Consider the following 14,176-nt stretch of genomic DNA (forward strand, 5'->3'; position numbering starts at 1 on the left):
TCGCCGGATCGGCGAGACGTTCGGCTCCTACAAAGCTAGGCCAGGTCCCGCTGTATGTCTCGGCAATTACTCGGACTTCCTACTATCTGAGACGCCCGGAGCACCCACCGCTGCGGGTCGTACACACGGCGCGACACCCCCACCGGTGCATTGGTTCGCATGCACACCAATTCGCGACCCGAGCCCGCGCACGGCCCCCGCCCCCTCGCACCGCTCCCACCGGCCCGCGGGTACGGCTCCTGGACTGCGATCACGGTGATCACGACGGCGCGGCCGGGCCGCCCCGGAGGGCCGGTCCGCGCCGGACCGGACCGTCGCCGGACGGCGGAATCCGGCCACCCTGATGTTCACCGAGTTCTTACCGCACGCGTGTAGACCTTTGGCGCGGCTGCCGCCACGCTGTCCCTCGATGTGCCGGCGGGGCACGCGCGTGGGAGGGCGAGGGCCAGTGACACCGATCAGCCGCAGAGGGTTCGTGGGTATCGGCGCCGGGCTGATGGCGGGGGCCGCGCTGCCCGCGGCCGGCCCCGCCTCGGCCGCCGCGGCGGCCGCGAGCGGCACGATCACCGATGTGAAGCACGTGGTGATCCTGATGCAGGAGAACCGCAGCTTCGACCACTACTTCGGCCGGCTGAGGGGGGTCCGCGGCTACTCCGACCGGGCGGCCGGGAACATCCCCGGCGGCTGGGGCACCTTCAACCAGCCGAACTGGGGCGGCCGCCAGTACCCGTGGAAGCTGTCCGCCACCCCGCCCGCGGGCGGGGTCGACGGCGAGACCCTCGCCCAGTGCAACGGCGACCTCCCGCACAGCTGGACCTCGCAGCACGCGGCCTGGAACAAGGGCCGGATGGACAACTTCGTCCTCGGCGTCGGCAACACCCGCACCCTGGGCTACCTGGACCGGGGCGACATCCCGTTCCACTACGGCCTGGCGGACCGGTACACGATCTGCGACGCCTACTTCTGTTCCACGCTCAGCGCGACCGGCCCGAACCGCACCTTCCTGTGGAGCGGCAGGATCGACGCGTCCAGCAAGGACGGCGGCGACGAGTCCGGGCTGACCTGGGAGACGTACGCGGAGGCCCTCCAGCGGGCCGGGATGAGCTGGAAGGTCTACCAGAACGCGCAGGACAACTACGGGGACAACGGCCTGGCCTACTTCAAGAAGTTCACCGACGCCTCCCCCGGCAACCCGCTGTGGGACCGCGGCATGGCCTCGGTCCCCGAGGTCACCGGCTCCACCCCCGACGACATCGCGGCCGCCATCCGCGCCGACGCCGTCGCGGGCACCCTCCCCCAGGTGTCCTGGGTCGTGGCGAACGAGGCCTTCTCCGAGCACCCGTACGCCCCGCCGGGGGACGGCGCCCACTTCGTGGACCTGGTCTACCGGGCCCTGGCGGCGAACCCGGAGGTCTTCGACTCCACCGTCCTCTTCCTCAACTACGACGAGAACGACGGCTTCTTCGACCACGTGCCGCCGCCCGTCGCCCCGCCCGGCACCCCCGGCGAGTACCTCGACGGCACCCCCATCGGCCTCGGCTTCCGCGTCCCGATGATCGTGATGTCCCCGTGGACCCGCGGCGGCTGGGTGAGCTCGGAGGTCTTCGACCACACCTCGGTGCTGCGGTTCATGGAAACCTGGACGGCCGCCCTCGGCACTCCCGCCACCTGCCCGAACATCAGCGACTGGCGCCGCAGGGTGACCGGCGACCTGACCGGTGTCTTCGACTTCGCGCACCCGGTCTACGGGGTCCCCGCCGGCCTCCCGTCCACCGCCAAGGTCATCGGGCAGTCCACCTGCGGCCCGCTGCCCAACCCGGTGCCGCAGGACAACGCCCAGCCCGCGCAGGAACCCGGCACCCGCCCGGCGCGCGCCCTCCCGTACCAGGTCAACGGCAACCTGGACCGCTTCGAGTTCGGCAGCGGCGGCAAGATCCTGGCCTGGTTCTCGATGTCCAACCTGGGCCCGCAGGCGAAGCGGGCGGCGCACTTCTCGATCCACCCGCACCAGCACCGGGACACGGCCCCCTGGCAGTACACGGTGGACGCCGGGACCACGTCGGCGGACTACTTCAACATCGGCCTCGGCAGCGGCAGCGGCAAGTACGACATCTCCATGTACGGCCCCAACCGCTTCCTGCGGCGGTTCATCGGAGACGCGTCGAAGGCCGGCAAGGCCGTCGAGGTGGCGGCGCGCTTCGCCGTCGAGCCGGGCACCGGCAAGACCGCCCTCTACTTCGGGATGAACAACGCCTCGGCCTCCCCGGTCACCTTCACCATCCGCTCCAACGCCTACCGCACGGACGGCCCGTGGACCTACACCGTCCCGGCGAACTCCTCCCGCGAGGACTTCTTCAACGCGGTGGCCTACCACGACGGCTGGTACGACTTCACGGTCCTCGCCGACTCCGACGGCACCTGGTCGCGCCGCTACACGGGCCACATCGAGACGGGCGCCCCCGGCATCTCGGGCTCCTGACCGACCCGGCCCGCGTCCACCGCGCACCGGGCCCGACGGGCTCGGGAGGGGCCTAGAGCACGTCCCCGTTGCGCCAGTCGAAGTCCAGCCGCCCGGCCGGGTCCGGAAGGGCCGCGCCGGGCGGCGCCCACACGTACGTGGTGCCCTCCTCCTCGGCCAGCCGGACCGGCCCGCCGGGTCCGAGGGTGCCCAGCTCGCCGGCCCACACCTGCCAGCCGCGCCCGGCGTACAGCCCGGCCCCGTCCGCGGACGCCGACAGGGCGCCGAGCAGGTAGGCGCCCCCGATCACCCGCTCCAAGCCGTCCATGACCCGCCCGCCGAGCCCCTGGCGCCGCCGGTCGGCCCGGACGGCCACCGCCTCCACGTATCCGGTCCGCAGCGCCCGCCCCCGGTGCACGGCGCGCCGCTGGACGACGCTCCCGTGCGCGACGAGCTCCCCGCCCGCGCTCCGCACGAGCACGTGCACCCCGCCGAGCGCGTGCTCGAAGTCCTCCTCGGCGAACCTGCCGCCGAAGGCCCCGTCGAGCAGGGCCCGTACCTCCGCGAGTTCGCCGCCGGTCAGTTCGGCCGTGTGCCGTACGAGGGTGTCCATCCGGGGACCGTACCAACCGGCCGGCCCCCGGTGGCGCGATCCCGGAAAGGCCGGAAACAGGCGGCCGGTCCGGAAGCCGGACTCCGCCCGCCGTCCGCGGCGGAGCCCGCCCGCCCCGCTCCGCCGGGCCGTCCGCCGCCCGCCCCGCCCCGCGCCCCGGCGGCGCGGCCGCGCGCGGGCTCCGGGAATCGACCGGTGATCGCCGCCCGGCATAGCCCCCCTGTCCGTACACATCGGACAGGGGGCCGTGCCGGGGGTCTGGTCAGCGCGGTTCCGGCGTCGGCAGAATCGGCCCATGTCGCCCGATACCCAGCAGTGGACCCCCACCCACGGTCAGCCGTACCGACCCGCCGCCTACCGCCCCGCGCGGATGCCCGGCCAGGAATCCCTGGCGCGGGCCGCCGAGTTGCGGGAGCGGATGGACGAGCGGCGGACCGTACGCCACTTCTCCCCGGACCCGGTGCCCGAGCAGGCGGTCCGGGACGCCATCGCCTGCGCGGCGACCGCGCCTTCCGGAGCCCACCAGCAGCCGTGGACCTTCGTCCTGGTCAAGGACCCCGAGGTGCGCCAGCAGATCCGCGCCGCCGCCGAGCAGGAGGAGGCCCTCTCCTACGACGGCCGGCTCGGCGACGAATGGCTCGCGGCCCTGCGCCCGCTCGGCACGGACGCGGTGAAGACCCACCTCACGGACGCCCCGGCCCTGATCGTGGTCTTCCAGCAGCGCTACTGGCTCGGCCCGGACGGTGCCAAGCGCAAGCACTACTACGTCGACGAGTCGGTCGGCATCGCCGTCGGCATGCTGCTCTCGGCCCTGCACCTGTCCGGCCTGGCGGCGCTGATCCACACCCCGAGCCCGATGCGCTTCCTGGGCCACGTCCTCAGCCGCCCGGAGAACGAGAAGGCCTTCGCGGTGATCCCGGTCGGCTACCCGTCGGACGACTGCGAGGTCCCCGACCTCCTGCGCAAGTCCCTGGACCAGGTCATCGTCGAGGTCTGACCGGCCGGCCCCGGCCCCGGCCCCCGCACACGGCCCCGGACATGGCCATGGACATGGACATGGAACCGCCCCCGCTCCGGAATTGGGGGTACCGGAGCGGGGGCGGGGCGTGGTGGGGCCGGGATCAGCCCATGTGGGGGTACGGGTAGTCGGTCGGCGCGACCAGGGTCTCCTTGATGGAGCGCGTGGAGGTCCAGCGCTGCAGGTTGGTCGCCGCGCCCGCCTTGTCGTTGGTGCCCGAGGCACGGCCGCCGCCGAAGGGCTGCTGGCCGACGACGGCGCCGGTCGACTTGTCGTTGATGTAGAAGTTGCCCGCCGCGAAGCGGAGCTTCTCCATCGCGTCCGCCGCCGCGTACCGGTCCGCCGCGATGATCGAGCCGGTCAGGGCGTAGGCCGAGACGGACTCCATCTGGGCCAGCATCGCGTCGAAGTCGGCGTCCTCGTAGACGTGGACGGCGAGGATCGGGCCGAAGTACTCGGTCGTGAAGACCTCGTTCTCCGGGTCGGTGCAGGCGATGACGGTCGGGCGGACGAAGTAGCCCTCCGCGTCGTCGTACGTGCCGCCCGCGACGATCTCGCAGGTCGGGTCGGCGATCGCGCGGTCGATCGCGGCCTTGTTCTTCGCGAAGGAGCGCGCGTCGATGACGGCGCCGATGAAGTTGGTCAGGTCTCGGACGTCACCCATGGGGATGCCGTCGACCTCGGCCGCGAAGGCCTCCTTGAAGCCGTCGTTCCAGATCGAGGCCGGGACGTAGGCGCGCGAGGACGCGGAGCACTTCTGGCCCTGGTACTCGAAGGAGCCGCGGGTCAGGGCGGTCTTCAGGACGGCGCGGTCCGCGGACGGGTGCGCGACGACGAAGTCCTTGCCGCCGGTCTCGCCGACCAGGCGCGGGTAGGACTTGTACGTCTCGATGTTGTTGCCGACCGTCTTCCACAGGTACTGGAAGGTCTTGGTCGAGCCGGTGAAGTGGATGCCGGCCAGCTCGGGGTGGTTCAGGGCCACCTCGGAGACGGCGATGCCGTCGCCGGTCACCAGGTTGATGACGCCCTTGGGCAGGCCGGCCTCCTCCAGCAGCTCCATCAGGAGGACGGCGGAGTGGGTCTGCGTCGGGGACGGCTTCCACACGACCACGTTGCCCATCAGCGCGGGGGCCGTGGGCAGGTTGCCCGCGATGGCCGTGAAGTTGAACGGCGTGATCGCGTAGACGAAGCCCTCCAGCGGGCGGTGGTCGCTGCGGTTCCACACGCCGGCGGAGTTCGCGACGGGCTGCTCGGCCAGGATCTGGCGGGCGAAGTGGACGTTGAAGCGCCAGAAGTCGACGAGCTCGCACGGGGTGTCGATCTCGGCCTGCTGGGCGGTCTTGGACTGGCCCAGCATGGTCGAGGCGGCGAGCTTCTCGCGCCACGGGCCCGACAGCAGCTCGGCGGCGCGCAGGATGATCGCGGCGCGGTCGTCGAAGGACGTCGCGCGCCAGGCCGGGGCGGCGGCGAGGGCGGCGTCCACGGCCTCCTGGGCGTCGGCCCCGGTGGCGTTGGCGAAGGTGCCGAGCACCGACTTGTGGTCGTGCGGCTGGACCACGTCGAAGCGCTCGCCGGCGCCCATCCGCTTGACGCCGCCGATGGTCATGGGGAGGTCGATCGGGTTCTCGGACAGCAGCTTGAGCTGCGTTTCGAGGCGCGCGCGCTCCGGGGTGCCGGGGGCGTACGAGTGGACCGGCTCGTTGACCGGCGCGGGGACCTGGGTCACAGCATCCATGGGGCTGGTATCTCCTTGACCTGGTTCTTGGCTAGTTCTTGGTGATCATCGAGCGGAGGAAGAAGAGGAGGTTCGCCGGCTTCTCGGCGAGGCGCCGCATGAAGTAGCCGTACCAGTCCGTCCCGTACGCGGTGTAGACGCGCATCCGGTGGCCCTCGGCGGCGAGCCGCAGGTGCTCCTCGCTGCGGATGCCGTACAGCATCTGGAACTCGTACTCGTCCGGCTTGCGTCCGGCCTCGCGGGCCAGCTCCTGGCCGATGGCGATCAGGCGCGGGTCGTGGGACCCGATCATCGGGTAGCCCTCGCCGCGCATCAGGATCTTCATGATGCGGACGTACGCCTTGTCGATCTCGGCCTTGTCCAGGTACGCGACCTCGGCGGGCTCCTTGTAGGCGCCCTTGACGATCCGGACGCGGCTGCCGGCGGCGGCCAGGCGGCGGGCGTCGGCCTCGGTGCGGAAGAGGTAGGCCTGGATCACGCAGCCGGTCTGCGGGAAGTCGCGGCGCAGCTCCTCGTGGATCGCGAACATCGAGTCGAGGGTGGTGTGGTCCTCGGCGTCGAGGGTCACGGTGGTGCCGATGGCGGCGGCCGCCTCGACGACCGGGCGGACGTTGGCGAGGGCGAGCTCGTGGCCGCCCTCCAGCGCCTGGCCGAACATGGACAGCTTCACCGACATCTCGGCCGACTCGCCGAGGCCGAGCTCCGCGAGGCGCTCGATGAGCTGGAGGTACGCGTCGCGGGCGGCGTACGACTGCTCCGCCCGGGTGATGTCCTCGCCGACCACGTCGAGGGTGACCTCCAGGCCGTCGCGGGTCAGGGACTCCACGATCGGGATGACCTGGTCGACCGTCTCGCCGGGGATGAAGCGGTTCACCACGGGCCTGGTCACGGGGGCGGCGGAAACGATGCGGCGCATCGTGGCGCTGCGCGAGGCGGCGAGGATCACGGGACCCAGCACGGGGCACCTCCAACGGGTGGCAGAAGAAAAGCGCAAGTGAAACCACCGTGAAACCTAGGGATCGGTTCGATCCTCGGCCATCGACAGCTGTCACGCATCCGTGTCCCGGATCTCATACAGATGTCTGAAGGGCCGCTCCGGGAGTGGGAGAATGTCCGGGTGAACGGCGATTACCAGGACCTGGTGGACGAGATCTCGGCGCTGCTCGGCGCTCCGGCGACGCTGGAGAACCGCGACTTCCGCCTCATCGCCTTCGGCGCGCACGACAGCGACGACGACCTCGCGATGGACCCCGTACGGACCCGCTCCATCCTGACCCGGCAGTCCACCGCGGCCGTCCGGTCCTGGTTCGAGGGGTTCGGGATCGCGCGCGCCACCGGACCGGTGCGCATCCCCGCCGCGCCCGACGCGGGGGTCTTCCGGGGCCGGATCTGCCTGCCGGTGCGCCACCGGGGCATCGTCCAGGGCTACGTGTGGCTCCTCGACCAGGAGCCGGGCCCGGACCCGGCGGCGCTGGCCGCGGCGATGGAGGTGGCCGAGCGGGTCGGGACGCTGCTCGCCGAGGAGGCCCGGGCCGGCGCCGACCTCTCGCGGGAGTTCCGGGCGGTGCTCACGGCCGGCCGCGGCTGGCAGCAGGACATGGCGGTGGCGGCGCTGCGGCTGGCCCTGGGCCCGGACGGGGACGGGCTGCACGCGGCGGTGTGCGTGGCCCCGTGGGCCGGGGAGGCGCCGACGGCCGTCCCGGGCGCGGCGGCGGTGTGCGTGGTCCCGCGCGGTGCGGCCGCGCAGGGCGGCGCCGCTCCCGGGCAGGCCTTGGCGGTACTGCTGCGGCTGCGCTCGACGGACGCGCTGGCCCCGGCCGTGACGGCGGTGGCCCGGCTGCTGCCCCGCGCGGGCGGCGACGGCGGACCGGAGCGTCCGCCCGGCGCCGGCGGCGGGCCGACGGCGGGGGTCGGCGACCCGGTACGGGGGCTCGCCGAGCTGCCCGCGGGCTGGTCCCAGGCGGTGGCCGCGGCGCGGGCCGCGGCGGCGCAGCCGCGGTTCGGCCCGGTGGCCCAGTGGTCGGCGATCGGCCCGTACCGGCTGCTGGCGGCGCTGGCCCCGGCCCCCGTGGACGATCCGGCGGCCCGCGCCCTGCTGGGTCCGGCCCACCGCGAACTGGCCCGGACGGCCGAGGTGTTCCTGGACCGCGCCGGCCAAGCGGGCCGGGCGGCGGCGGCCCTGGGCATCCACCGGCAGACGCTGTACTACCGGCTGGCCCGGGTGGAGCAGCTGACCGGCCTGGACCTGGACGAGGGCGAGGACCGGCTGCTGCTCCACATGGCCCTCAAGGCCGCCCGCCTGCCCGACTGAGCCGCACCGGGACCGCACCACGCGGGGCCGCCCCGCGCCCCACCCCTCTCCCGGCCGCCTCCCACCGGGCCGCCGATCCGCCGCCGGACCGCCGCCGGACCGCCCCGGCGCCGACCGGGCCGCCCCCGGGGCCGTGCCCGTCAGCCGTCGGACCCGTCCGGCGCCGCGGCGGAGCCGCCCGCCGCCCCGTCGGCTCCGCCCGCGACCGCCGCTCCCGCAGCCCGCCGCATCCCCTCGGTCAGTTCCTCCGCGGTGGCGGCCGACTCCGGATCGAAGATCCACTGGAGCATCAGGCCGTTCAGCAGCGCCTGGTAGAAGCCGCCCAGGGTGCGCACGTCCCGCTCGGTGAGCTCGTCCTCCGGGGTGCCGGTCATCATGGAGATCAGCCCGCGCCGCCCCTCGGCCTGCGAGGCCGCGAGCATCGTCCGCAGCTCCGGCATCCGCTCCCCGCTCAGCGCCACCTCCATGCTGGCCGCCCAGACGGGCGCCGATTCCTCGTACCGGTCCAGGACCCCGCCCCAGAGCGCGCGGAAGCGTTCGAGCGAGCCGCCCGATCCCTCCAGGCCGGCCTGGAAGCCGTTGCCCCACTCCTCCATCAGGGCGATGAACGCCCGGGTCAGCAGGGCGTCCTTGGAGCCGTAGTGGTAGCCGATGGACGCCAGGTTCGTACCGGACGCGCTGACGATGTCGCGCGCCGTGGTGCGCACGAACCCCTTCTCGGCCAGGCACTTCTTGGCGCCTTCGAGCAGATCTTCGCGATGTCCCATGCCGTCACGGTAGCAAGACGACCGTCCCAGACAGAAGTACAGGACATCCGTTCCATACATCCGTCATAGACAGTCGTATTAAACATCTGTACATTCCTCTCCATGACGCACCCCGCCGCCCCAGCGCGCCTCGCCGGCCGCCGCGAATGGACCGCATTCGCCGTCCTGTTGCTGCCCCTGCTCCTGGTCGCCATGGACGTCTCCGTCCTCTACTTCGCGGTCCCCGCCATCACCCGGGAGCTCGACCCGAGCTCCACCCAGCAGCTCTGGATCTTCGACAGCTACGCCTTCGCCCTCTCCGGGCTGCTGATCACGATGGGGTCGATCGGCGACCGGATCGGCCGCCGCAGGCTGCTGCTGATCGGTGCGACCGCCTTCGGCCTCGCCTCCGCCTGCGCCGCCTACGCCGGCAGCGCCGAGATGCTCATCGCCGCCCGCGTCCTGCTCGGCGTCGGCGGGGCGACCCTGATGCCCTCCACCCTCGCCCTGGTGCGCAACCTCTTCCAGGACGCCCGGCAGCGCGGCCGGGCCATCGCCCTGTGGTCCGGTGCCATGACCGGCGGCATCGCCCTCGGCTCGGTCCTGAGCGGCGTCCTGCTCAACCACTTCTGGTGGGGTTCCGTCTTCCTCGTCAACGTGCCCGCGATGCTGCTCCTGCTCGCCCTGGTCCCGTTCCTGGTACCGGAGTTCAAGGACCCGGCCCCCGGCCGCTTCGACCTCCTCGGCGTCCCGCTCTCCGTCGCGGCCGTGCTGCCGGTCGTCTACGGGCTCAAGGAGATCGCCGCCGAGGGCTTCGCCCCCCTCCCCGCGGCCTGCCTCGCCGTCGGCCTGGCCTTCGGGTACGCCTTCCTGCGCCGCCAGCGGTCCCGCGACGACGCCATGGTGAGCCGGGCCCTGTTCGCCGGGCGCGGCTTCGGCGCCGGCGTCGCCCTGAACACCCTCGCCGCCTTCGCCATGATGGGTTCGGCCTACTTCACCACCCAGTACCTGCAGTCCGTACTCGGCATGGGCACCCTGGAGGCCGCCCTGTGGAGCCTCGCCCCCTCCCTCCTCATCGGCGCCGCCGCCCCGGCCGCGGCCGCCCTCGCCCAGCGGGTGGACCGGGCCTGGGTGGTCGCCGGCGGGTTCGCCCTCGCCGCCGCCGGGTTCGCCCTGGTCGGCCTCGTGGACACCGACGCGCTGTGGCTGCTGCTCACCGGGGCCGGGGTGCTCGCCTCGGGCGTCGTCACCGTGATGTCCCTGGTGTCCGACCTGGCCCTCGCCTCGGCCCCCGCCGAGAAGGCCGGCTCGGCGGCCTCCCTGCTGGAGACCGGCGCCGAGTTCGGCGGCGCCCTCGGCATGGCCCTGCTGGGCAGCCTGGGCACGGCCGTCTACCGCGCCGACCTTGCGGACTCCGAGCCCGCCGCCCGCGAGACCCTCGGCGGGGCCGTGGCGGCCGCCGAACGGCTCGGCGGGGCGGCCGGCGAGCAGCTGCTGGGCGCGGCCCGCGAGGCCTTCGTCCACGGGATGCAGTACGCGGCCTGGGGCGGCGCCGCGCTGCTGGCCGCGGCGGCGGTGCTCGCCGCCGTACTGCTCCGGGGCACGAAGGCCCCGGCTCCGGCCTCGGCCCGGCCGGCCGGGGGCCCCGGAGCCCCCGCCCGCGAGGCGACGTACCGCTGACCCGCGCCCGGCCGTCGCCGGTGGAACGCGGAAGGGCCCGGGGGCATGCCCCGGGCCCTTCCCTGTGTGCGGTGCGGTCAGCCGAGGCTGACCGTGCGCGCCGAGACCGCGCCGATCTCGGCGGAGATGTCCGCGAGGACGTTCACCGGGACCTCGGCGTCGACGGTGAGGACGCCGAGCGCCTCGCCACCCTCCTCGGCACGGGCGACCTGCATGCCCGCGATGTTGAGACCGGCCTCGCCGAGGATGCGGCCGACGGTGCCGACCACGCCCGGGCGGTCGGTGTAGCGCAGGACGACCATGAAGTCGGCGAGCGCCAGGTCCACGTCGTACGCGCCGATGCCGACGATCTTCTGGAGGTGCTTGGGACCGGCGAGCGTGCCGGAGACCGAGACCTCCTGGCCGTCGGAGAGGGTGCCGCGGACGGTGACCACGTTGCGGTGGTCCGGCGACTCCGAACTGGTCGTCAGGCGCACCTCGACACCGCGCTCCTGCGCGAACAGCGGGGCGTTGACGTAGGAGACCGTCTCGTCGACGACGTCCTCGAAGACGCCCTTGAGCGCGGAGAGTTCGAGCACCTTCACGTCGTGCTGGGTGATCTCGCCGCAGACCTCCACGTCGAGCCGGACCGCGACCTCGCCCGCGAGGGCGGTGAAGATGCGGCCGAGCTTCTCGGCGAGGGGCAGGCCCGGCCGCACGTCCTCGGCGATGACGCCGCCCTGGACGTTGACCGCGTCCGGCACCAGCTCGCCGGCGAGCGCGAGGCGCACCGACTTGGCGACCGAGACACCGGCCTTCTCCTGGGCCTCGTCCGTGGACGCGCCGAGGTGCGGGGTGCAGACCACCTGGTCGAGCTCGAACAGCGGGGAGTCCGTGCAGGGCTCCTTCGCGTACACGTCGAGGCCGGCGCCGGCGACGCGGCCCTCCTTGATGGCCGAGTACAGCGCGGCCTCGTCCACGATCCCGCCGCGCGCGGCGTTGACGATGCGGACGGAGGGCTTCACCTTGTGCAGCGCCTCGTCCCCGATGAGACCGAGGGTCTCGGGGGTCTTGGGCAGGTGCACGGTGATGAAGTCGGCGACTTCGAGGAGCTCGTCCAGCGTGAGCATCTTGACGCCCATCTGGGCGGCGCGCGCGGGCTGTACGTACGGGTCGTACGCGACGACCTTCATGCCGAAGGCCGACATGCGCTGCGCGACCAGGACGCCGATCCGGCCGAGGCCGACGACGCCGAGGGTCTTCTCGCTGAGCTCGACGCCCGTGTACTTGTTCCGCTTCCACTCGCCGTTCTTCAGGGCGGTGTTGGCCTGCGGGATGTTGCGGGCGGTGGCGACGAGCAGGCCGCAGGCGAGCTCGGCGGCCGTCACGATGTTGGAGGTCGGGGCGTTGACGACCATCACGCCGGCCTTGGTGGCGGCGGAGACGTCGACGTTGTCCAGACCGACACCGGCCCGGGCGACGACCCGCAGCTTCTTCGCCGCGGCGATGGCCTCGGCGTCGACCTTGGTCGCGGAGCGGACGAGGATCGCGTCGACGTCGACGATCGCGGGCAGCAGCTCGGCGCGGTCCGCGCCGTTGCAGTGCCTGATCTCGAAGTCCGGGCCGAGCGCCTCCACGGTGGCGGGCGACAGCTCTTCGGCGATGAGTACGACAGGTTTCGAGCTCACGTGGGTCCTCACAAGTCCAGTGCGGACGGCCGTCCCGACGGCCGCAGGCGTGGAGGGGGTAGCCGCGTGGAAGACGCACGACACTGTGGGCCTGACGCGTATGTGTTGTGCAGTGTAGTGGCGTTGGCGGCGCGGATTTCCGCCTGTACGGAAGGATCACCCGTCCGTGGTTGGCCGGGGTGGACAAGCCGGACTGGAGAACGGCTCCATTCCGGCCGCTCCGGCCCCGTCGTGGCGTGCCGCGGGGCCGGGACCGGGCGTCCCGGCCCCGCGGCGGCCCGATCAGCTCTCGTCGCTGTCGACCCAGCTCATCAGCTTGCGCAGCTTCTTGCCGGTGGTCTCCAGCAGGTGCGCCTCGTCGGCCTTCTTGTACTCGTTGTACTTCGGCAGGCCGGCCTTGTACTCGGCCATCCAGGTGTTGGCGAACTCGCCGCTCTGGATCTCCGCGAGGACCTTCTTCATCTCGGCCTTGGTGGCGTCGGTGATGACGCGGGGGCCGGTGATGTAGTCGCCCCACTCGGCGGTCTCGGAGACCGACCAGCGCATCTTCTCCAGGCCGCCCTCGTACATGAGGTCGACGATGAGCTTCAGCTCGTGCAGGCACTCGAAGTAGGCGATCTCCGGCTGGTAGCCGGCCTCGGTCAGGGTCTCGAAACCGGCCTTGACCAGGGCGGAGGCGCCACCGCAGAGGACGGCCTGCTCACCGAACAGGTCGGTCTCGGTCTCCTCGGTGAAGGTGGTCTTGATGACGCCGGCGCGGGTGCCGCCGATGCCGGCCGCGTACGAGAGCGCGAGCGCGAACGCCGTGCCGGTGGAGTCCTGCTCGACGGCGGCGATGCAGGGCACGCCGCGGCCCTCCTCGTACTGACGGCGGACCAGGTGGCCCGGGCCCTTGGGGGCGACGAGGGCGACGTCCACGTTGGCCGGGGGCTTGATGAAGCCGTAGCGGATGTTGAAGCCGTGCCCGAAGAAGAGCGCGTCGCCCTCGGCCAGGTGGTCCTTGATGGACTCCTCGTAGATCTCCGCCTGCAGCGGGTCCGGGGTGAGGATCATGATGACGTTCGCCCAGGCCGCGGCCTCGGACACCGAGACGACCTTGAGACCCTGCTCCTCGGCCTTGGCCTTGGACTTCGAGCCCTCCTTCAGACCGACGACGACCTCGACGCCGGAGTCGCGGAGCGACAGCGCGTGGGCGTGGCCCTGGCTGCCGTAACCGATCACAGCGACCTTGCGGCCCTGGATGATGGACAGATCGGCGTCGTTCTCGTAGAACAGCTCGGCCACTGGGATATCTCCTTGATGCGCTGGTGTTGCTCCCACCGTACGGCGGGGAACGGAATCTGAGTTTGTCGGTCTCGCCATGCGGGCCGGGGCACGCGGGCGGGGAAGCGCCGCGGTCAGGCGCTGCGGTCGAGCGCGCGCAGGCTGCGGTCCGTGATGGACCGGCCGCCACGCCCTATGGCGATGGTGCCGGACTGCACGAGCTCCTTGATGCCGAAGGGCTCCAGCATCTTGAGCATCGCGCCGAGCTTGTCGGTGCCGCCGGTGGCCTCGATGGTGACGGCCTCCGGGGAGACGTCGACGGTCTTGGCACGGAACAGCTGGACGATCTCGACGATCTGGGAGCGGGTCTCGTTGTCGGCCCGCACCTTCACCAGAACGAGTTCGCGCTCGATGGCGTTGTGCGCCTCCAGCTCGACGATCTTGAGCACGTTGACCAGCTTGTTGAGCTGCTTGGTGACCTGCTCCAGTGGGAGGTCCTCGACGTTCACGACGATGGTGATGCGCGAGATGTCGGGGTGCTCGGTGACACCGACCGCGAGGGAGTCGATGTTGAACCCGCGTCGGGAGAACAGGGCGGCGATCCGGGCGAGGATGCCGGGCGTGTTCTCGACCAGGACGGAGAGCGTGTGCTTGGACATGTGAGGCGTTCTCTCTCTCGGCTCTC

The 14,176-nt window shown here is 72.3% G+C and carries 11 protein-coding genes; 4 read left to right on the plus strand and 7 right to left on the minus strand.

The features are described 5' to 3' along the window. Positions 1–448: 448 nt before the first annotated feature. Positions 449–2,479, plus strand: a complete 2,031-nt coding sequence (locus CP968_RS10070) for a phosphocholine-specific phospholipase C (RefSeq protein ID WP_150517684.1) — start codon at positions 449–451, stop codon at positions 2,477–2,479. Positions 2,480–2,531: 52 nt separating this feature from the next. Here the strand turns inward: CP968_RS10070 and CP968_RS10075 are convergent, their stop codons facing one another. After that, positions 2,532–3,071, minus strand: a complete 540-nt coding sequence (locus CP968_RS10075) for a GNAT family N-acetyltransferase (protein ID WP_150517685.1) — start codon at positions 3,069–3,071, stop codon at positions 2,532–2,534. A 295-nt stretch (positions 3,072–3,366) separates the two neighbouring features. On the opposite strand from CP968_RS10075, the gene CP968_RS10080 reads away from it, so the two are divergent. Then, positions 3,367–4,068, plus strand: coding sequence for a nitroreductase family protein (locus tag CP968_RS10080; RefSeq protein WP_150517686.1), 702 nt, complete (start codon positions 3,367–3,369; stop codon positions 4,066–4,068). 124 nt (positions 4,069–4,192) lie between these two features. On the opposite strand, the gene pruA is transcribed toward CP968_RS10080, so the two are convergent. After that, entirely contained in the window at positions 4,193–5,824 is a 1,632-nt protein-coding gene (gene pruA, locus CP968_RS10085; protein ID WP_150517687.1) for an L-glutamate gamma-semialdehyde dehydrogenase, read from the minus strand. Positions 5,825–5,855: 31 nt separating this feature from the next. Continuing rightward, a complete protein-coding gene (locus CP968_RS10090; protein WP_150517688.1) occupies positions 5,856–6,782 on the minus strand; it encodes a proline dehydrogenase family protein in 927 nt (308 codons plus the stop codon). Between the two features lie 159 nt (positions 6,783–6,941). Between CP968_RS10090 and CP968_RS10095 the strand changes: the two genes are divergently transcribed. After that, positions 6,942–8,135: a PucR family transcriptional regulator gene (locus tag CP968_RS10095; protein WP_229886133.1), complete on the plus strand. Its 1,194-nt coding sequence runs from the start codon at positions 6,942–6,944 to the stop codon at positions 8,133–8,135. 140 nt (positions 8,136–8,275) lie between these two features. Here the strand turns inward: CP968_RS10095 and CP968_RS10100 are convergent, their stop codons facing one another. Beyond that, positions 8,276–8,902 carry a TetR/AcrR family transcriptional regulator gene (locus CP968_RS10100; protein WP_150517690.1) on the minus strand — a complete coding sequence of 209 codons (627 nt, stop codon included), beginning with the start codon at positions 8,900–8,902 and terminating at the stop codon, positions 8,276–8,278. Between the two features lie 102 nt (positions 8,903–9,004). Here CP968_RS10100 and CP968_RS10105 point away from each other — a divergent pair, with 102 nt between their 5' ends. Beyond that, positions 9,005–10,561: an MFS transporter gene (locus CP968_RS10105; protein WP_150517691.1), complete on the plus strand. Its 1,557-nt coding sequence runs from the start codon at positions 9,005–9,007 to the stop codon at positions 10,559–10,561. Positions 10,562–10,638: 77 nt separating this feature from the next. Here CP968_RS10105 and serA read toward each other — a convergent pair whose 3' ends face one another. From serA to ilvN, 3 genes are all read right to left on the minus strand, one after another. Beyond that, positions 10,639–12,228 (minus strand): phosphoglycerate dehydrogenase, encoded by a 1,590-nt coding sequence (serA, locus tag CP968_RS10110; RefSeq protein ID WP_150517692.1) that lies wholly within the window; start codon positions 12,226–12,228, stop codon positions 10,639–10,641. Positions 12,229–12,510: 282 nt separating this feature from the next. Beyond that, positions 12,511–13,512, minus strand: coding sequence for a ketol-acid reductoisomerase (gene ilvC, locus CP968_RS10115; protein ID WP_150517693.1), 1,002 nt, complete (start codon positions 13,510–13,512; stop codon positions 12,511–12,513). Between the two features lie 113 nt (positions 13,513–13,625). After that, positions 13,626–14,150, minus strand: a complete 525-nt coding sequence (gene ilvN, locus CP968_RS10120; protein WP_150517694.1) for an acetolactate synthase small subunit — start codon at positions 14,148–14,150, stop codon at positions 13,626–13,628. Positions 14,151–14,176: the final 26 nt, after the last annotated feature.

This window comes from Streptomyces subrutilus, from assembly GCF_008704535.1.
GTDB classification, from domain to species: Bacteria; Actinomycetota; Actinomycetes; order Streptomycetales; family Streptomycetaceae; genus Streptomyces; species Streptomyces subrutilus.